The organism is Streptomyces sp. Root1310, from assembly GCF_001426425.1.
Classification (GTDB): Bacteria; Actinomycetota; Actinomycetes; order Streptomycetales; family Streptomycetaceae; genus Streptomyces.
Genome location: NZ_LMEQ01000012.1, coordinates 971,715 through 992,269 on the forward strand (window position 1 = coordinate 971,715; position 20,555 = coordinate 992,269).

9 protein-coding genes and 1 tRNA gene are annotated in these 20,555 nt (G+C 66.8%); 8 read left to right on the forward strand and 2 right to left on the reverse strand.

Going from position 1 to position 20,555, the window contains the following annotated elements; translation table 11 throughout:
* The first annotated feature begins 26 nt into the window (after positions 1-26).
* The 3 genes from ASD48_RS22485 to ASD48_RS22495 all read left to right on the forward strand — a co-directional run bounded on the left by ASD48_RS22485 (position 27) and on the right by ASD48_RS22495 (position 6,325).
* Complete coding sequence (locus ASD48_RS22485; RefSeq protein WP_079073904.1) at positions 27-3,395, forward strand: type 2 lanthipeptide synthetase LanM family protein; 3,369 nt, start codon at positions 27-29, stop codon at positions 3,393-3,395.
* A gap of 18 nt (positions 3,396-3,413) precedes the next feature.
* A complete protein-coding gene (locus tag ASD48_RS22490; RefSeq protein ID WP_057603417.1) occupies positions 3,414-3,989 on the forward strand; it encodes a hypothetical protein in 576 nt (191 codons plus the stop codon).
* Positions 3,990-4,105: 116 nt separating this feature from the next.
* On the forward strand, positions 4,106-6,325 hold the full coding sequence (locus ASD48_RS22495) for a peptidase domain-containing ABC transporter (RefSeq protein WP_063887480.1): 2,220 nt from the start codon (positions 4,106-4,108) through the stop codon (positions 6,323-6,325).
* A 568-nt stretch (positions 6,326-6,893) separates the two neighbouring features.
* On the opposite strand, the gene ASD48_RS22500 is transcribed toward ASD48_RS22495, so the two are convergent.
* Complete coding sequence (locus ASD48_RS22500; protein ID WP_057603419.1) at positions 6,894-7,472, reverse strand: suppressor of fused domain protein; 579 nt, start codon at positions 7,470-7,472, stop codon at positions 6,894-6,896.
* 314 nt (positions 7,473-7,786) lie between these two features.
* Positions 7,787-7,874: transfer RNA gene (locus ASD48_RS44300), tRNA-Arg, on the reverse strand.
* An 87-nt stretch (positions 7,875-7,961) separates the two neighbouring features.
* On the opposite strand from ASD48_RS44300, the gene ASD48_RS44305 reads away from it, so the two are divergent.
* The 5 genes from ASD48_RS44305 to ASD48_RS22520 all read left to right on the forward strand — a co-directional run bounded on the left by ASD48_RS44305 (position 7,962) and on the right by ASD48_RS22520 (position 20,305).
* Positions 7,962-8,105: a hypothetical protein gene (locus tag ASD48_RS44305; protein ID WP_157880664.1), complete on the forward strand. Its 144-nt coding sequence runs from the start codon at positions 7,962-7,964 to the stop codon at positions 8,103-8,105.
* 1,014 nt (positions 8,106-9,119) lie between these two features.
* Positions 9,120-13,835 (forward strand): DEAD/DEAH box helicase family protein, encoded by a 4,716-nt coding sequence (locus ASD48_RS22505; protein ID WP_057603420.1) that lies wholly within the window; start codon positions 9,120-9,122, stop codon positions 13,833-13,835.
* Positions 13,832-15,349: an NERD domain-containing protein gene (locus ASD48_RS22510; RefSeq protein ID WP_057603421.1), complete on the forward strand. Its 1,518-nt coding sequence runs from the start codon at positions 13,832-13,834 to the stop codon at positions 15,347-15,349. Before ASD48_RS22505 ends, ASD48_RS22510 begins: the two co-directional genes overlap by 4 nt.
* Positions 15,346-18,522, forward strand: a complete 3,177-nt coding sequence (locus ASD48_RS22515) for a helicase-related protein (protein ID WP_057603422.1) — start codon at positions 15,346-15,348, stop codon at positions 18,520-18,522. The genes ASD48_RS22510 and ASD48_RS22515 overlap by 4 nt, the downstream gene beginning before the upstream one ends.
* Positions 18,503-20,305: a DUF1998 domain-containing protein gene (locus ASD48_RS22520; RefSeq protein ID WP_057603423.1), complete on the forward strand. Its 1,803-nt coding sequence runs from the start codon at positions 18,503-18,505 to the stop codon at positions 20,303-20,305. The genes ASD48_RS22515 and ASD48_RS22520 overlap by 20 nt, the downstream gene beginning before the upstream one ends.
* The last annotated feature ends 250 nt before the right edge of the window (positions 20,306-20,555 follow it).

Here is a 20,555-nt window from a genome sequence, read left to right on the forward strand (position 1 = left end):
GTGGAATTCGAGGGGACGGCCAGGACATGAGAGCGGAAGAGGTGTGGCAGGCTCCCGAGTGGTACCGGGCATTTTCCCTCCTCGAACGCGGTGACCGCGGTGACCGCAGCAGTGACGGCCGTGACCGCGGTGATCGCGGTGACACACCGAGTATCCGCCCGACGGAGACGTCCTACGCCTCGGACCTCCTTCTCGAGGGAGCGCCGGGTCGCCTGAAAGCCTGGAAGAGCCAGAAGCCTTTCGAGCGGCGGCCGTTGTTCGCTCAGCGGCTGGCTCAGGACTCGCTCTCGGAAAGTGATCTGCTGGCTCTGCTTGCGGAGCATCCGGAAAGTCTGAAGACCCGCGTCCAGGCAACCCCCGACTGGCTGACCGTTCTCCGGCAGGCATTCACCCATCCGGATTCCGCCGAGAGGGCCGAGGAGTGGGCGCCGCTGCTCGAGAAGGCGGAGGCCGATCACCCCCTCGCCGCCGGCCTGTTGGCGGTCGGCCCGCTCCTGTGGCACTTTTTCGATCGTCTCCAGGAAAGGATCCGTGGACTGCGCGAAGAGGTCGGGTTCCTCCCGTTCGACATGAAGAAGCTCCCCGGCGTGTACCTCGCGAATCTCGCGCCCCTCATCCTCTTCCAGCTCAGCAAACCGATCCTGCTCGAGTTGCATGTCGCCCGCCTGGAAGGGCGATTGGAAGGCGGGACTGCGGAGGAACGCTTCGAAGACTTCTTCCGGCGACTGCGGCAGGAAGGGTCGATCGTGGCCGTGCTCGCCAAGTACCCCGTGCTCGCACGCCAACTGGTGCTCACGACGGAACAATGGGCCGACTACCTCTACGAGTTCTTGACGCACTTGTGCGCGGACTGGCAGTCCGTCCGCGCGGCCTTCGCCCCGGGTGGCGATCCTGGACCGCTGGTCGACGTGGAGGCCGGAAAGGGCGACCGTCATCGGAAGGGCCGCAGTGTGCTGCTGCTGCGGTTCGGCTCGGGGATGAAGCTGCTGTACAAGCCGAGATCGCTGGGTGTGGACGTGCACTTCCAGGAGTTGCTGTCCTGGTTGGACGACCGAGGGGCCGAGCCCGCTCTGCGGCCGCTGAAGCTGGTCGACTGCGGCGACCACGGCTGGTCGGAGTTCGTCGAAGCGACCCCCTGCACGTGCGAGGAAGAGATCGTCCGTTTCTATGAGCGTCAGGGAAGCTACCTGGCGCTGTTGTACGTCCTGGACGCCGCCGACCTGCACAACGAGAACCTGCTCGCCGCGGGCGAGCATCCGATGCTCGTGGACCTGGAAGCCCTGTTCCATCCTCACGTCCATGCCGAGGGACCGGCCCTGGGAAACCTTGCGGTGGGAGCGCTCGACCGCTCCGTGTGGCAGGTCGGGCTGCTGCCGCGGCGCGTGTGGTCCGACCAGAACTCCATCGGCGTGGACATGAGCGGCCTCGGCGGGCAACCGGGGCAGACGAACCCGCACCGGCTTGTCAGCTGGGAAAGACCGGGGACGGACGAGATGCGGGTGGGCCGGCGGCGTACCGAGCTGCCCGTGAGCGAGAACCGGCCCCGTCTCGGTGACCAGGACGTCGAGGTCTGGAAGTATCAGGACGCCGTGCTCGCCGGCTTCGCCGGAATGTACCGTCTGATCCGCGAGAACCGAGCGGCACTGCTGGCGGAACAGCTCCCGCGCTTCGCCCATGACGAGACACGCGTCGTCATCCGCTCGACGAACGTCTACGGCCTGTTGTGGTACGAGAGCTTCCACCCGGATCTGCTGCGTGACGCGCTCGACCGTGATCGCTTCTTCGATCACCTGTGGATCGAAGCGGCGCAGCGTCCCTGTCTCGTTCCCCTCATCCCGGCGGAGAAGCGGGACCTGTGGCACGGTGACATCCCGTTGTTCCACACCAGCCCAGGCAGCCGGGCGGTCCTCACCGCGGAAGGGGAGCGCTGGGAAGACTTCCTCGACGCGCCCAGCCTCGATCTGGTGCGGCAACGAGTGGAGCGGCTCGGTGACGACGACCTGGCCAAGCAGAGCTGGATCATCAAGGCGTCGCTGGCCACGCTGCTCATGGACCCTGAGGACAGGATCAACCGGCCGGCACAGGTTCCCTCGACGCACCGGCCTTCCCCGGTCACCGGGCGGGTGCCGCGAGAACAGCTGCTGGCACTGGCGAGCTCCGTCGGGCGCCGACTCGACGAGCTGTCCTTGCAGAACGAGCGCGGCGCGTACTGGCTCGGCGTGGGCCCTCTGGACGAATCCGCCTGGGGCCTCTTCCCCTCGGGCAGCGACCTCTATTCCGGGACCAGCGGAATCGCGCTCTTCCTCGGCTACCTGGGAGCGATCACCGACGAGCCCTCGGCCACGCTCCTCGCACGCCGGGCACTGACATCGGCGCGAACCCAGGTGCGGGAGTGGCTCCGGGAGGAGCCGGATCCGGGCGGATCGGCCCCGACGGTCGGCGCGTTCGACGGACTGGCCTCCGTCGTGTACGTCCTCACGAGCCTGGGCGTCCTGTGGGCCGAGCAGGATCTCCTCGACGAAGCGGCCGAACTGGCCGAGCGACTGCCACCGCTCATCTCCGGGGACCTCTCGCTGGATGTCATCTACGGTTCGGCCGGGTGCGCCCTCTCGCTGCTCAGCCTGCACGCGGTCCGTCCCTCGCCACGGACCTTGGACGTGGCGGTCCGCTGCGGCGAGCGGCTCCTGGCCAGGGCGCGGCCCGTGCACCGCGGGACCGCCTGGACGACGCTCGAGGATCAACCGCCGCTGGGCGGGTTCTCGCACGGCACGGCCGGTATCGCGTTGAGCCTTCTGCGGCTGGCCGCCCGGAGCGGCGAGGACCGATTTCGGCGAACCGCTCTCAGCGCGCTCCGCTACGACCGCAGTCTCTTCGTTCCCGAGCTGAACAACTGGGCCGACCTGCGCGTCTTCGAGCCCCGGACCGGCCGGGCCGATCCCGTCGAGTCGGCCGTCGAGCCACCCCGCAAGAGCATGGTGGCCTGGTGCCACGGCGCCCCGGGCATCGGCCTGGCACGTCTCGCCGCCCTCGACCAGCTGGCCGACGCGACGACACGAGACGAGATCGACGTCGCCCTGACCGCCACGGAACAGTACGGCTTCGCCATGGGCCACTCGCTCTGCCACGGCGCGCTGGGGAACCTCGAACTTCTCCTGACGGCGGCGCGGTCGCTCGACAGACCCGCGGATCACGACGCGTTGGAACGAGCGACGGCGCTGGTCGTGGCGAGCATGCGAACCGACGGCTTCGTGACGGGAGTGCCCCTCGGAGTGGAGACGCCCGGGCTCATGACCGGACTGGCGGGGATCGGGTACGAGCTGCTCCGGCTGGCCGAGCCCGACAAGGTCCCGTCCGTCCTCCTCCTGGCTCCGCCGCGGTGGCAGGCGCCGGGCTGAGAGAAGGGATCCTTGGTCGTGCCCCACCGTGTGATCTTCCGGCAGAGCGCCGTCCAGGCGTACCGGCGAGGTACGGCGAAGGACATCGTGCCCCGCCTCACCTTCCGGCCGGTCATCGTCTGCCTCTGGCTGTTGCTGGCCGTGCTGATCGCCGCCGCGGCACTGGCCTGGACGGTACGGGTGCCGGCCTACGTCAGCGCCCAGGGCACGATCCTCCCGAACGACGCCCGGGCCGGACCCGGCGGCGGAACGACACAAGCCGCCCTGTTCCTGCCGGCAGACCGATCGGCGGACGTGCGCGTCGGCCGGCCGGTCCACGCCCAGATCGGCTCTTCGGGTCCGTCCGTCTCGGGTTCCGTCGTCAGGGTCGAGCCGGGCGTGATCGGCCCGGACACCGCGCGAGCCGTGTACCGCTTCGAGCCCGGGGCCGGTACCGTCCGGCAGCCCTGGACCGTCGTGATCGTGCGGCTCGGACCGTCGCTGCGACCGTCCGCCTACGACGGGAGCCTCCTGACCGCTCGGGTGGAGGCCGGGTCGCAGCGGCTCCTGACGCTCTTCCCCGGCTGGGGCGAGTCCGTCGGCGGTGCCGCGTGAAGAACCCGTTCGCACGGTTCCCCGGCCGCCGACCGCACCGGCGAGCGGCACCGGGCGCGGCGCCGGGGGAATCGGAACAGCCCACCCGTCGCACACCGTCCCGGCCTTTCCGCACCGTGACCGGGAGGACCCGCAAGGCGCACCGCGGGACGCACCGCAGGAGGGTTCCCGAGGTCAGACAGATGAGCGAGGTGGAATGCGGCCTCGCCTGCCTGACGATGATGCTCAACTACCACGGCTGCGGGACCTCCTTGTCGGAGATGCGCACGCGCTGCGGCGTCGGCCGCGACGGCCTCTCCGCGCTGGAGATCGTCAGGATCGCGCGCGACCACGGAATGCGGGTGAGGACGGTCTCGCTGCCGCGGAACGACCTCCGCTTCGTGGCGCTCCCCGCGATCGTCCACTGGGAGTTCACCCACTTCCTCGTCGTCGAACGGTGGTCGCGCGACCACGTCGACGTGGTGGACCCCGCCAGAGGCCGCTGTCGGCTGACGGCGGACGAGTTCGACGCCGGGTTCACGGGGGTGGTCATCCTCCTCGAGCCGGGCGCGGCATTCGACCGTCGCGCGGCCGCCCCACCCCGCGCGACCTTCCGGGTGTACATCCTTCAGTTCCTGCGGCAGGCGCCCGGGACTTCTCTGCAACTGCTCGGGGTCTCCCTGCTGCTGATCCTGCTCGGGCTTGTCCTGCCGATCCTGACCGGGGTGGTGGTGGACCAGGTCCTCCCCTTCCGGCTGGACGACGTCATGCCGGTCCTGGGGATCGGCATCGTCGCGATCTTCGTCGCCCAGACCGTCGCGACGCTGCTGCGGGAATGGCTGTTGGTGTTCCTCCGCGCGCGTATCGACGTCAGCATGATGCTCGGCTTCGTCGAGCACCTTTTCGAACTGCCCTACAAATACTTTCAGCAGCGGTCGACCGGTGACCTGCTTGCCCGGGCGGCCAGCAACGCCATGCTCCGCGAACTGCTGAGCAACCAGCTCCTGTCCGCCGTCATGGACAGCGGACTGGTGACGCTCTATCTGCTCCTCCTCTTCTGGCAGTCCCCCCCGTTCGGCGCGCTCACGCTGGGCGTCGGCCTGGTGGGGGCGCTGGTCCTCATGCTCAGCCAAGGCACCATCAGCAGGTTGTCGGGCCGGGAACTGGCCGCCTTCGGAAAGTCCCAGGGATATCTGGGCGAGGCGATCGTCGGCATCGGAACACTGAAAGCGGCCGGAGCCGAAACACAGGCCTTCGACCGCTGGTCGAACCTGTTCTTCGACCACCTCAACATCTCGCTGCGCCACAGCTATGTGTCCGGCACCGTGGCCTCGATACTCGGCTCCCTGCCCTTGTTCGGACAGCTCGGGTTGCTGTGGGTGGGTGCCACACAGGTCCTCGACGGATCGATCAGCGTGGGCACCATGGTGGCTCTCCTGGCCCTGGCCGCCGCCTTCTTCGCGCCGCTCACGTCGCTCGTGGCCAGCGCCCAGCAGTTCCAGCTCGTCAGCGCCAACCTCGATCGCATACGTGACGTGACCGAGGCCGAGCCGGAGCAGGTGCGACAAGTGTCACGACCGGTCCCACGGCTCACGGGGCACCTGCGGATGGACAGGGTCGGTTTCCGCTATTCGCAGACGGGGCCCCAGGTACTGCGTGACATCGACATGACCGCACGGCCCGGAGAGAGGATCGCGATCGTCGGGCTCTCCGGCTCAGGCAAGAGCACGCTGGGGAAACTGCTGCTCGGGCTCTACGTCCCCACACAGGGGGACATCCTGTACGACGGCCTCTCGCTGCGGGACGTCACGTGGCAGGAGCTGAGACGCCAGTTCGGCGTCGTCCTGCAGGAGAGCGCACTGTTCAGCGGGTCGATCCTGTCCAACATCGCGCTCAGCAACCCGTCGATCAAGCGCGAGCGAGTGGTCGCGGCTGCCGAGCTGGCCGCCATACACGACGACATCATGGCCATGCCGATGCAGTACGACACCTTCGTCTCCGAGGGCGGGAGCGCCCTGTCCGGCGGTCAGCGACAGCGGCTGGCCATCGCACGAGCCATCGCGCACAAACCGGCGATCATCATGCTCGACGAGGCCACGAGCCATCTGGACGTCGAGACCGAGCGGAGAGTCGCGGAGAACCTCCGCACCCTGGCCTGCACCCAGATCATCATCGCGCATCGCCTGAGCACGATCCGCGACGCCGACCTGATCCTGGTGCTCGACCAGGGAACCATCGTGGAGCGGGGCAGCCATCACGACCTGCTACGGCGAGCCGGTCACTACGCGAGACTCGTCGGCCAGCAGCTCGAGTCGAGCGACGAGGCACGGCCCCTCCCCGGCGCCCCCGACCGCTGAGAATCCGAGGCCCTTCCCGCCGCGCTCCGAAGCGCGGCCGTATCCGCCAACCGCCGGCCGGGTTCATTTCTTGCGACGCCTGCCCGCCCGCTTCTTCAGTTCGGCCTGGCCTCGTTTCGTCCACTCACCTTGATGGAGGTGGCAGCGCGCCGTGCCCTTCATGGTCTTGTTCTGACAGCGCCGTCCGGCCGCCGTCGGCCAACCGCATTTCCCTTGCCTCCACTCGGCCACCGTCAACCCCCGCCGTTCCGCCTCGCGTTCAGGGATCCCAGCCTCTGCCACCCCGCAGACACAGGGGCAGGGCGCAAAGTCGGCGACCTCCGACCACCAGGGCGCACGCGGGTCAGTACACCCGGCGCACTCACCGGCCTTCACGCTCCAACCGTGACGGTGCCGGCCCGGTAACCGAGCGCGGGGCCGTCACCGCGGGGGCTGAAGTCGAGGGACCCGGGCGGCGATTTAGGGCTGTCCCGTAAATGATCCCTGGTGCGCTGAGTGAGCTGCTGAGGCAGCCACCCGCGGGGAACCCGGTTGACGTCCCGAGCGGTCACCGCCGGAAATGCGGAGCTCAGGCGACCGATACTCGGAAGGGATCCGTGGGGATGATCTGTGCCTCGTCGAAGAGCTGTTCCAACGCCTCGTGTCCGTGTTGCCGACGGAATTCGATCTCGGCGGCGGTCACCGGCAGGGTCCACAGAATGCGGACGTGTCCTCCAGGCAGCGGGCAGTGTTCAAGGTCGGGGCCGTGGAGGTAGGGCAGACTGATCAGCAGGTGGTCGCAGGTCGACCCCGGCACCCACGGTTCACCGATCGGCATGCTGTGCTCCAGGTCGAGTGGGTGCCCTCCGCAGTGGTAGTAGGCAATCATCGCCATGAGCTCGATGAACCGCTGGTCGCGGACGTGTGCGGTCATGACGAACTCAAGGCCGTTACCGTGCTTCTCCATCGGGGCCCAGCAACCGGCGGTCACATAGGCCCAGCTGTCGCTGCGAGGGCCGGGCTCCACGACGAGAACTCGCAGAGCGGGCAGTGCCGCTCGCCGTTCAGGGCCGAGGTCGTAGTCGACGGCCTCGACGGAATGCCCTACGAAGAACGCCCGGACGTGTGACTCAACGGCCTCCGCGGCCGGCAGCCTTGCATCACTCACCGCTCGATCATCCCAAACTGCGATCGACTACCCCTGACCACTTACACAACACCAGTAGGGAGACGAGCCCGGCGACGGGCCCTGATCCACACGCCCCTCACGCACACCTGCGGCATGATGGCCCCTGGACTACGGTCCGGGGGTCGCGTCATTTCCTGGGGTTGACCTGCTGATTCCTGGTCGGCGGCCAGTCCACGCACAGTCCCAAGCCCCCGACATACGGCCGCTCCGAGCGGCACACGCCTGCACATACGCCAAGACCCCGTCCTCAGCGAAAGCGCTGGTGGCGGGGCCTTTGGGCACCTCATGCAAGGCGCCCCCGGCAGGATTCGAACCTGCGCACACGGCTCCGGAGGCCGTTGAGAATCACTACGTCATTGCAGGTCAGGCCTTTTCACTGGCTTGCCGAGGCGAAGTTCGTCCACAGCTAGTCCACAGAGAACGTTCGCCGGATCGACCCGTCCGTCTTCTCGCTGGCTCCACCCCGACATGAGCGCGCCCGTCCTGCCCTGGCGGCCTGAGGCCGTCGGTGCCCTCGCCGTCCGGGGACCGGCGACCAGCCACTGCCAGTCCTGGGGCCCCGAGTCCTGGCGCGGCGTGCGGGCCGCCCGCTACGAGATCCAGGTTGACTGAGAGACCGCCACCCGTGCGAGCGCGATTCTCTTCGTTATGCCGCAAGCCGTGAGCCGTTCCGTGATCCGGTGGGGTGCTACGGGGGCGCACAAGGGGCGCACTCTCTCGGTGGTGTGCCCCACTGGTCTCAGCTGATTCGGCAAAACTGCTTCCGCTTCCTGAGGGGTTCCTGAAGCCTGGAACAGGGCACGAGACACGGGGATTTGTGAAGATCGATTCATGTGCCACCAAGGTGTGCCGCTAGGCAGCGGTCGCCGTTGAGGGCGGCCAGTTGGTTCGGTCGAGGCGACTCCCGGCACGAGGCATTTTGCCTGTCAGGCAAACTTCCTGATGGTGTGACACCTCTGTCGCGGCCCCCCGTGTGCTGCACGTAGATTGCGAATCGATAACAGGGGTTCCCTGACGTGGCGTTTTATTGAACGCTTAAGCTCCATGAATGAGGGGGACTTGTGAAGGTTGGTGTGCGCGCCTGGCGGGGGGTCAGGCGGGGGGCTGGGGCGCTTCATTGATCCTGCAGTCACACACGAGGAGACCCGGCTGCGCGCCGCTGGGGCTGGCAGGACCACTCCCGCAGCGCGGTCCATACAGGGTCGATGTCGAAGGCTTCCGCTTCCAGGGAAGTCGGCCTTGCCTCAATGGCTTGGGGTATGAGTCCACCCTGAACATCGGCTCGTTGGAGCATGGATACGTTCGGCTGATCCCGGAAATGGATGCGCGACGTCATCCTCTAAGCCCGATCGCTGACATCGGGACGCGCTGGTTGCAGAGAGGGTTAGGGCCCTAACTCCCGACCCGCAGGCAGTTGGACGTTCGGACGCCGGATGACCACGGCTCGTCCGCCAAGGCCACCAAAATCGGCCTGTCGGTGGCTGTTCCTATTGTCCGCAGCAGGCCCGACGGCGTGCGATGGAACGCATTACCGGAAACAGGGGCCATCTTTAGTTCAGGAGCCACGTAAATGCAGGGCTGTCAGTGGTGCATCGTGGTGACAGCAGTTGAGGCGGTGTAGTCGTGATGAACAAACGTGCTGAGTGGGTCCCCGACGCCGGGTTGGTCCGCGAGGTTGATGACCTCTTCGGGCGGGCGATTGATTCGTATCGTGCGAATCCGAACCTGATCACGGAGCACGCCAACCAAGAGGAGTCCATCCGGGTCGGCGGTTACTCGAATCGCACCCTTCTGGAACTGGTGCAGAACGCGGCTGACGCCATGTCGGGGGCTGCCGAGCACGAGGAGGGAGCGGGGCGGGTCGAGATCGTCCTCGATCTTGACCGCCAGACCCTGTACTGCGCGAACGCCGGCCGTCCGTTCTCCCGAAGCGGCCTCACCACGCTGGCCCATGCCCATCTCAGTGGTAAGCGAGGTGACGAGATCGGGCGGTTCGGGCTCGGCTTCAAGTCGGTGCTCGCGGTCACCGATACCCCACAGGTGTTCAGCCGGTCGGTCGCCTTCGAGTTCCACTCGTCAAAGACGAAGGCGGCGATCGCGACGATCGCGCCCGCCTCCAAGAGACTTCCGGTCCTGAGGACCCTCACCCGGATCGACGCGGAGGCCGAGTTCGTCAAGGATCCGATCCTGGCCGAGCTGGCGGAGTGGGCGGTGACGATCGTCAGATTGCCGCATGCGACGAGGCTGGAGAATCTCAAGAAGGAGATCGAGGAATTTCGGTCCGAGTTCCTCCTCTTCGTCAACTCGGTACGTGAGATCCGGCTCCGGGTGATCGGGGCCGACGCGAACTTCGTGACGAGTCATGTGTCGCGGGAGCTGGGCGACGGCAGGTTTCGAATCGAGCGTCCGGACGATGACCACGAAGAGTGGTACGTCGACAACCGAATGCATGTACCCAGTCCCGAGGCTCGGATCGAAGTCGGCGAAGCGGTGTCACGTGACCGAATGAAGGTCACGGTTGCGATGCCGGCGCGCTTCGCACAGCGGAGAACGGGCGAGTTCTGGTCGTATTTCCCGCTCCAGGACAGGACATCGGCGTCCGCACTTTTCAACGCCCCCTGGAGCGTCAACGACGACCGCACCACCCTGCTTTCGAACACGTACAACCGAGAGATCCTCGTGACTCTCTCGGGAATGTTCCTCGACATGCTGCCGAAGGTCTCGTCCGTCGACGATCCGGCAGCACACCTGGACTACATGCCGGCGCGTGGCCGTGAGACCCACTCGTTCGGCGACGAGATTCTCTGCGCCCATGTTCCGCAGCTCGGCTGTGAGAAGGCTCTGATCCCCGACGCGACCGGCATGCTACGCACGCCGCCGGAGCTCCGCCCCCTCGACTTCGGCGTCAGTGAGGCGTCCGAACGTGACCACGAAGAGTGGATCAAGTCGCCCCACACCGACGACGCCGTGCCGCACTGGCGTTGTTATGCCAACGGTCAGCAGCGTGTGACTCGCTTGAGGGCGCTCTACGTGTGCAGCGTCTCCACCGCATTCGCCGACTCACGACCCAGAGATGATCTGAAGGCGTTGGAGAGGATCCCCAAGCGAGGTGTCCTGTCCTGGCTGCGTGAGTGGGCGGAGGGGCCCGACGTGGCCTCTGCAGCGAAGGCGCTCGATTTCGTGCTGCGCAATCCCAACGGCTTCGGTCCTGCGAAGGTCATACCGACGACCGGTGGCATGTTGTCCCTCAAGGACCGCGACCGGGTCTTCCTCCATCGTGCGGAGGATGTCGACATCGAAGGAGCGTGCTTCGTCGATCCGGACTTCCTGGCCGTTCCCGGCGTTGAAAAGAAGCTCGGGGACAGAGGCTTCCGGGACCTCGATCCTCTCTCGATGTTCGAGGCCAGGATGGCCAGGCTGTCACCGGAGGCCGAGGACGACGAGCTCCCGAAGTTCTGGGACGCTGCCACCGATGTGCCCATGGCGCAGGCACAAAAGGTCGTGGCGGGCAACAAGGCGGGCGCCCTCAAGGTGCCGACACGCGACGGTGGTTGGGCTCCACCCACGTACGTGCTGGATATCGACGGCCTTGGCGACAGCGCTCCCGATCGAGTTTTGGACCGGACGAAGTGTGTTCCCCAGCTCGCACACGCGGCAGGCGTCATCACCGAGCCGGTGGCCTCGTACTCGCTCGAGGACGAGGTCCACTTCGAGGACTACTGCCAGTACGTACTGGACGAGGTGAACCGTCGGCTCGGGCCCGGAGAGCGCCCTGTCGAGCAGGTCGAGTTCGACAGGGGAGAGGGTCCCGGTCCGTTCTCGGCGCTCCTGATGTTGCAAGAGGCGGGCGCGCCCGAACCCCTGCGCGAACGATGGACGGAAGGACTGCTCAGACTCGACCAGGTGGGGCACTGGCTCTGTACTGACATCGACACGGGGCTCAGCCATCGGGTCCTGTCCCCTGTCCGCTGGGCGGCGGGTCGGGCCGGCCTGCTGAAGTCGAATCGCGGCCACCGGGCTCCCGGTCGCGTCGTCTCCGCGTCTCTCGTTGAGTACGAGGCCCTGCTACCTCTCTTCCGAGGACCGCGCCACGTCGAGGACGCCCTGAAGCTGCCGAAGGACCTGGGCGAGGTCCCTGCGGAGGTCCTGCGTGAAGCGCTCGAGGCGGAGGTCACCTCGCCGATCAGCAACGTGGCCCTGACGGGATTCGTCCTCACCGCGAGTCGGTGCGCATTCCCGGAGGGGCATCCCATGTTCATCCCCGCCCGGGTGGGACGCGTCATCGAGAGGAGGCGGCCCGATGCGGTGTATTTGGCGACGACCGAGGAGGAACGCGAGTTCCTCAGCCTGAGGCAGAAGCCGTACCTCAAGGTGGATGAGGACGAAGCGGACGAGTTCGTCGAAGTGGTCGGATGCCGACGGTTCGAGGACAGCTTCTCCTTCTCACTCTTGGTCGACGGCCGGCAGGTCGAGGAGCGCGTCATCGACCTGTACACCGGACTGCGTTCGACGTTCGTCGAGGACAAGGTCACGAACGCGACCGTGGCGAAGGTCGTCCAGATCACGAAGCGTGTGACCACGGAGGACGGTGTCGAGGACCAGTCGCTCGAGTGGCACCGCCAGGGAATGACCCTGGTGGTCCAGGCAGAACTCGACGAACGTCGTGTCCTGCACATCGTCAGCGAAGCATTCGACCTGCGCCTGTCGAATGTCGAGTTGAGCGACATCCTTCAGGCACGCGTCGACCAACACCTGGAGACGCAACGGCAGGACGCCCGGGCCGCGTCCAGTGACGTGGAGCGGCTGGCGATCTACATCGGTGACGACACGCTGAAGGAGAACCTGCCGAAGGGACTTTGGCAGGCACTTGAGGGCCAAGGCCTGGTGGACGGCTCCACGTCTGTCGCCGAGCTCTTCCTGACCGTCTATGGCAGCGACTCGATCAAGCTTCTCGCGGAGGAGTTCAGCGCCGAGGGGTACACGGACGTTCCCACGACGTGGGCGGGGGGAACGTCGACCGTCGCCTGGCTGCGGAAGATGGGGTTCGGCGCCAAGTACGCCGGGCGTCGCACCCGACATCAGGACGATGAGTTCGTCGTGCCCGGTGCCGTGAAGCTCAAGCCCCTGCACGACTTCCAGGAGAGGATCAGGGAGGAGCTGGAGGAGGTCCTGACGTCCCGGGGACGGGACGGTCGTGCGCTCAAGGGCATGGTGGAACTCCCGACGGGAGCCGGGAAGACCCGGGTGGCCACCGAAACGGTGCTGCGGCTGTTCGTCGACGGCGAGATGAGCGGAACCGTGCTCTGGATCGCGCAGTCGGAGGAGCTCTGCGAGCAGGCGGTGCAGACGTTCGGTACCGTCTGGCGTTGGCTCGGGGACGAGCGTCCGTTGACGATCGGCCGGCTCTGGAACACCAACGTCGTCCACGAACCCGACACCGAGTTCAGTGTGGTCGTAGCCACCGACGCCAAGCTCGACCGGGTGGCCGACACTCCTGAGTACGAGTGGCTGAGCAGGGCCTCCGCGGTGTTCATCGACGAGGCGCACCGGGCCGGCGGGTCGAAGATGTACACGAAGATCCTCAGGTGGCTCGGAGTCGACGGTCGTAGCTGGGAACGGCCTCTGGTGGGTGTCTCGGCGACACCCTTCAAGGGGAGAAGCGACGTCGTCACCAAGCCGACGGAGGAGCTGGCGGCCCGCTTCGGTCACCACATCATGAGCGCCTTCGACGGTAACGCCTACGAGGAGCTGTCGAAGAGGGGAGTCCTCGCCCGGGTCCGACACGAGGTGTTGCCGGGCGTGGACGTCGCACTGAAGCCAGATGAACTCGAGCAGGTCCAGTCGTGGCGCAAGTTGGAGCCCAAGGTCCTCGACCGCATCGGCCGCGACCAGGCCCGCATGAGGATCCTCGTGGAGGACATCCTGAGCCGGGATCCGGAGTGGCCGATCCTCGTTTTCACGCCGAACGTCCTGTCCGCCCAAGTCCTTGCCGCGACGCTTCGTTACCGGCAAGTCGCGGCTGAGGCGGTCAGCGGTCAGACCGGACGGCAGGCACGCCGTGACGTCATCGAGAAGTTCAAGAAGGGAGAGATCCGGGTCCTGGCCAACTGCGACCTGTTGATCCAGGGCTTCGATGCACCGGGTGTCCGGGCCCTCTACATCGCGCGGCCGACGTTCAGTCCCAGCGCCTACATCCAGATGGCCGGCCGCGGTCTGCGCGGCCCCGCGAACGGCGGCAAGCCGGAGTGCCTCATCGTGGACGTCGCCGACAACTTCGGTGCAGTCAATGACTTCCTCGGATACCGCGCTTACGAAGACCTCTGGCGAAAGCAGGGATCATGATCCTCATACCGGATCTCGCCGACATCGAGGCGACCACCACCAGCAACGCCGAACGGCGGGTGGCCCGACTGCTGCGAGCGATCGACGGTCCCCCCGACGCCGTCGCCTTCCACTCCGTGAAGCTGCGGAGCCACGCGGTCAAGCAGCAAGGGGAAGCGGACTTCGTCGTGCTCTGGAACGGCGTCGTCGTCATCGTCGAGGTCAAGGGCGGGGGCGTCAGGAAGTACGACGGCGTCTGGTACTCCATCGACCGCCACGGTGACTGGAAGAAGTTGCGCGAGTCGCCGATGGACCAGGCGCAGTCGGCGATGTACGCGCTGCGCGACATCCTCCAGGAGGAAGGCGTCGGTTGGTTCGCGACCGAGGCCGTTGCCCTCACCCCCGACATCGACGCGCCTCCGGCAGCCGTCGAATGGAAGGGAAGCCACTGGTGGGCCAAGGAGCAGATGAGCATCGCCGCACTGACGGAAGCCTTCGAGAAGGTTGCCGGCGAGGCGAGGCCCGCTCCCTACGGCATCAGAGTCGCCCGGTCCGAGACTCTTCGAGCGCGCCTCTTCGGTGAGTTCACCAGGATGCCCGTCATCGATGCGCAGCGGGGCGCCGTGCTGGAGGAGCAGAATCGAGCGACCGAGGGACAGGCCAGAGTCTTGGCCGCGCTCTCCCGGAACCCGAGGATGCTCGTCTTCGGTGGCGCGGGCACCGGGAAGTCCCTGGTGCTGGCGGAGGGCGCGAAGCAGGAGGCGGGCGAAGGGAAGTCGGTGCTCATCACCTTCCACTCGCCCGCCCTGGTCGACTTCTTCGGTCCGCGGATCGAGGGCAGAGATGTCGATCTCCTTCCGTTCGCGGACCTGTCCGGTGACAAGCAGTACGAGGTCGTCTTCGTCGACGAGGCACAGGACCTCATGAACGCCGGCGGCATGGACGCCTTGGACGCCGTGATCCGCGGGGGTCGAGAAGGCGGCCGGTGGAGGATGTTCCTCGACCCCAACAACCAGGCACGCGTCGACGGCGAGTTCGACCCGGACGTCTGCGAGTTGGTCCAGCAGGAGGCGCTCCAGTACGACCTGGACCGGAACGTGCGCAACACCCGTGCGATCGTCCACGTCGTGCAGGAGTACCTCGGCGCCGACGTCGGGGACCCGGGCATCGTCCATGGCGACCGAGTGGAATGGCGGTGGTCCGACGGGACGGCCGGTGTCTCCGCCGCCGAGACCGTGGCTCGCGACCTCGTCGCGAACGGGGCACGACGCCAGGACATCTGGATCATCAGTGTGTCCGAGGACGCCGAGCCGCACAGGACCGAGGCCGGATTCCTCGTGACCAACCCCCGTTACGCCAAGGGGCTGGAAGCAGAGCACGTCATCGTCTGCGACCTGCCCCAGGAATACGACGACCGGGGGCTCGCCGCTTTCTACGTGGCCGTCACGCGGGCGCGGGTCACGCTCCACGTGGTCGCGTCCAAGAACGACAAGAAGCGGCTCCAGGATCTTCTTCGAAAGCAGGTTGGGAAGTGAACCTCACAGCGGCCCAAAAGGAGGCCCTCCACCATCTCCGAGCCTCCTACGTGGGGCCCGAGGCCGGAGATGAGGAGGTCACGGCGAACCTGCCTCACCGGCAGTACGCCGTCGGCATGCTGTTCCCGGTCGAAGCCGAGGCACGAGGCTCTCACGGGGACCGGAACACGGACGAAGAGGTATCGGCGGATGTCCCCGATGGTGATGTCGAGGAGAGCGGGGCCGGTGTCCCCCTGGCCGAGGACTGGAAGCCCTCGTCTGTCGCGCTCTCCTTCGTCACCGACGGCGACTCGGTCGACGTCGACTTCTCGTGCGGTACGTACGCCGCTGTCGAGGGAGACGGGCCGCCCAGGTGGCGGCGTACCCGGTTCTCCGTCGACGGCCTCGACCTCCGGCGGGACAAGGGGCCTGAGCGCCTTTCCGTGGATGGTGTCTCGGTCGAAATCGGGTCGCGTTGGCGCGACTTCCAGGGCGACTCGTTGGTCACCGTCCACGTACGGGTCCTGACCGAATCAACGGGCGATGACCGACTCGATATCCCTCGGACGCTGTTCCAGGTCCACCTAGCCGCCGCTCCCTCCGCCGGGGCGGAGATCCTGGAGTACGACACGACGCGCTCGATCGTCACCGACCCGGAAGCCGCCGAGCTGCGCCTGCGGTATCGCAACCGAAAGGTCTACGCGGTCGGGCACGGAATGGCCGCGGACTGGGAGTTCGCGGAGGGCCGTTGTGCCAAGGTCTTCCTCGAGCCCGTGCCGGCCTTCGTGGTGCCCGCCGTCGAGACCACGGGGTTCGACGAAGGGACGGCCGAGGCCGAGGCCTTGGAGCTGCGGCACCTCCAGCAGATCGACAAGGATCCTGAAGCGGTCCTTCGATCGTTGGACGCCTTCCTCGAGGCGTTCGCCGGCTGGGCCTGCCGTCAGATGGAACGGGCGGAGGCTTTCAGCGACGACAGGGCCGTGGCCGTCCGCATCACCGAGCGTTCGCAGGACGCCGTCGACAGGATGAGGGAAGGCATAGACCTCCTCCGGGCGCCGGGACGACAGGACCTTCGAACGGCCTTCTCACTCGGCATGGCCGCCATGCGTCTTCAGATGCGGCAGGCGTCCAACCACGGGAAGCCGGAGGAGCAGGTGCCGGAGCCGCGGTGGCGCCCCTTCCAGCTCGGTTTCCTGCTCGTGTCGCTGGCCTCCACCGTCGATGAGGGGCACAAGGATCGAGACCTCGTCGACCTCATCTGGTTCCCGACCGGTGGCGGCAAGACCGAGGCATACCTGGGTCTCGCCGCGATCGAGGTGTTCCGTCGACGGCTCGCTCACGGCACGGCCGGCGGGGGAACCGCAGTCATCACCCGCTACACCCTGCGGCTCCTGACCTCTCAACAGTTCCAACGGGCCGCGGCACTGGTCTGCGCGATGGAGCGGCTGCGGGCCACGGACGACCGGGCGAAGGGCATGGCGCCGTTCTCGATCGGTCTGTGGGTGGGCAACGAAGTCACCCCCGGCACGCGAGTAGACGCACGTGAAGCACTCAAGAGGCTTCAGAAGGCCGCGCGCCCGGAAGAGGCGAACGAATTTCAGGTCGAGAGCTGCCCATGGTGTCTGACGCCCTTGGTGCCGAGGCTCAGGAGCGACAAGCCAGAGGACTACGGCATGCGCCTGGACGGCGTGGACGTCGTGCTCCACTGTGTCGACGCGTCGTGCGACTTCGCCGGCGAGCTCCCGCTCGCGGTCGTCGACGAGGTGCTATACAACGAACCGCCCACGATCCTCCTGGCCACCGTCGACAAGTTCGCGCGTCTGCAGTTCAGGCCGGAAGCTGGCAGGCTGCTCGGTCTCGGGACCACCTTCAGACAACCGTCCATGATCATCCAGGACGAACTGCACCTGCTCTCAGGGCCGCTCGGAACCACCGTCGCCGTCTTCGACGCGGTGATCCAGCTCCTGCTGAGCCGGTCGGGCTCCAGCCCCAAGATCGTGGCCTCGACGGCCACCATCCGCGCGTCCGAGGAACAGGTGGAGGGACTGTACGGGCGCGAGGTCGCCCTGTACCCGCCATCGGGACTCGACGACGACCGGACCTTCTTCTCCCGCCCGGTGGAAAACGGAGAAGGACGTCTCTACGTCGGCCTGATGCCGCAGTCGGTCTCGCAGCCGTCGGCCGTCATCGCAGCCGTCACCCCCATGGTGGAGATGCCGGAGGCGCTCGCCACCCGCGCCCCGTCCGCCGCGTCACGGGACGCGTACTGGACGCTGGTCATGTACCACAACAGTCTTCGTGAGCTCGGACGTACCGGGACGCTGGTCGTCGACGACGTCAACGGTCGTCTGGAGCCCCGAGCCGAGAGGCTCGGCTTCCCGCTGCGGCCCGTCAGGGCGGGGAAGATCCTGGAACTGACAAGTCGTCGCGGAGCTGAGGAGCTGCCGAACGATCTCCGCGCGCTCAGGGTCAGGGCCGACGAGTCGCCGGAGGCTGTCGACGTGGTCCTCTCGTCGAACATGCTCTCCGTGGGCATCGACATCCCGCGGCTCGCGCTGATGCTCATGGTGGGGCAGCCGAAGACCACGGCCGAGTACATCCAGGCCACGAGCCGTGTCGGACGTGGAGACACGAAGGGCGTCGTCGTCACGCTGTTCCGGTCGGGAAGGGCCCGTGATCGGTCGCACTTCGAGACCTTCCGTGGCTACCACGAGACCCTCTACCGGAGCGTGGAGCCAACGAGCGTCACGCCGTGGTCGTTGGCCTCGCGCGATCGCTCGCTCGCCGGCGCGCTCGTGGGACTGATGCGGCAGTCGTTCACCGCTTTCGCCCCGAACGAAGCGGCGGGTCGGTTCGACCTCGGGGACGACAGGATCCGCGAAGCGGTCGAGCGACTCGTGGAACGGTTCCTCGGCTACGTGACGCGCGCAGACGGCCTCGAAGCCCCGGAAACACGCTCCGCGGTATGGAGCCTCCTGAGGGACTGGGACCGGCGGGCAGGCCAGGCACGGGAGTCGGGCGAGCCTCTGTACTACCAGCGGACGAAGAAAGACCAGGCAGCTTTGTTGAAGAAGTTCGGTCAGCCCGGCGAGGGGTGGCTCGTCGGAGACTCGATGAGGTCCGTGGAGCCCAACGTGGCGGTCGAGGTCCAAGAACCGCAGGAGGAGGTGCACCATGGAGAAGATCAGGCATGACCTGCGCCTCTCCGAGACGATCTCACCGTTCGGTGTGGGAGCGATCGTCGACGTGCGAGGCGAGTCGCTCATTGCGCCGGACACGTCCTGGTGGGACAAGAAGGTCGCCCATGAGATCAGCTGTGAGCGTCTGATGGCCCGCCTCGGTGCCGGTGTCCTGAGACAACCGCCGGCGCACGCGGGCCGGGCCGCAAAGGAAACCCCTGCGCTGCCGTACTGGCGCTTTCCCGCTTGGCGGTTCTGCGAGCGTTGCGACAAGCTCTCGAAGCTGACCGGTAGGAAAAAAGGTCAGTGGAGCAACACCTGCGACTGCGGCGGCGCGCTCGTACCGATGCGATATGTCGCCGTCTGTGAAAAGGGCAGCCACATCCAGGACATCAACTGGTTCCAGTGGGCGCATCGTGGGCGCGCGGCGCGCCTGAACGAAGCGGTCCGTTTCTGCCGTGACTACAAGGCACTCAGGTTTCACAAGCTGGCCACCCGCGGCGAAGGCCTCGCGGGCCTGGTGGTGAAGTGCTACGGGTGCAAGAACGAGCGCAAGCTCGCGGAACTTGTGACGAAGGGGGCCCTGCACCAGGACGGGATCCGTTGCGCGGGACGGCAGCCCTGGGAGCCGGAGAGCTCTGTCAAGAAGCCCTGCCCGTACGAGTTGGTCGCCGTGCAGCGCGGTGCCACGGGCAACTACATCGCCGAGAGGATCTCGGCTCTCGATATCCCGGAGGAACGCCCGCGGTCCGCGGAGACGGCCGACAAGATCCGTGGTCACATGCTCTTCGGGACAGTCGTGACCGACAACGGCGGACCCCAGTCGGAAGTGTTGGCGCAGCTGATCGCCGACGACCTCGGAGTGACGGCGGAAACCGTCCTCGGCGTCGCGGCGGGGGAGGAAAGCCCTGCGGGCGAGCTTCTGCTCGACCTGAAGGACGGTGAGTGGTCAGCGTTCCTGAAGAAACTCGACGAAGGGCGCGACCGCACGGGAAGCGACTTCGTCGTCGATGGGAGAAGCCTCGAAGGGCTCGCGGGACCGCAGAGCCTTCTCGCCAAGATCAGCGGCATCGGACAGGTACGCCGAGTGCGGGAGGTCCGTGCCCTGCAAGGGTTCCGACGCCACGACGCGGAAGCGACGCTGATCAACGCCGATCTAGGGTCGGACCGGTCGTATCGGCCCACCTACCCGGCGATCGAACTGTTCGGGGAAGGAATCTTCCTGCGGTTCGACGAGGAGAAGCTCGCCGCATGGGAGGCACAGCCGGAGGTGCAGGCACGCGCCGGCATCCTCAAGACGAGAAGGGCCGACTCCCCCTGGGCCGGCCGCCTCGACGTGCCGGAACCCAGGTACATCGCCCTGCATACGCTGGCGCACTTGCTCATCCGTCGGCTGGCGTTCGCCAGCGGCTACGCTTCTGCCTCGCTCCAGGAAAGGATCTACGCGAACTCCGACCGCACGGACAAGACAGCCGGGATCCTGATCTATACCGCGGCAGGGGACGCCCAGGGGACTCTCGGCGGTCTCGTCAGGCTCGGGGAGCCCAAGAAGCTGATCCCACTCCTGGTGGCAGCACTGGACGACGCGGACTTCTGCTCCAACGACCCGGTCTGCATCGAAAGCGACCGTCAGGGAGCCTCACAGCTGAACCTCTCAGCCTGCCACGGGTGCTCCTTGGTGAGTGAGACCTCCTGCGAGACCGGAAACCGGCTGCTGGATCGACAGCTGGTCCTCGGCGGAAGCGACGTGAGAGGACTGCTGGACGAGGTTCTGACGGACATCCGACGGCCCGGGTGACGACCTTCAGCATTCTGCGGCCCCGTGGCACGTGCTTGGGGCCGCAGAGCGGCCATCCCTCGGGCGCTTTCGGGCGGGAAGGGGCCCGTAACCATCACTGCCCTCTCAGACTCTGAGGTGCTGATCAGTCTGCCCGTTCCGGAGGGCGCTTGAGAGCTGCATAAAGCAGCAGGCCATAGCCCTAGGCGTGACTGATCGTGCGAGACCAGTCCACGGATAGTCCACGGCCGACTGAGTAGCGGTTCAGGAG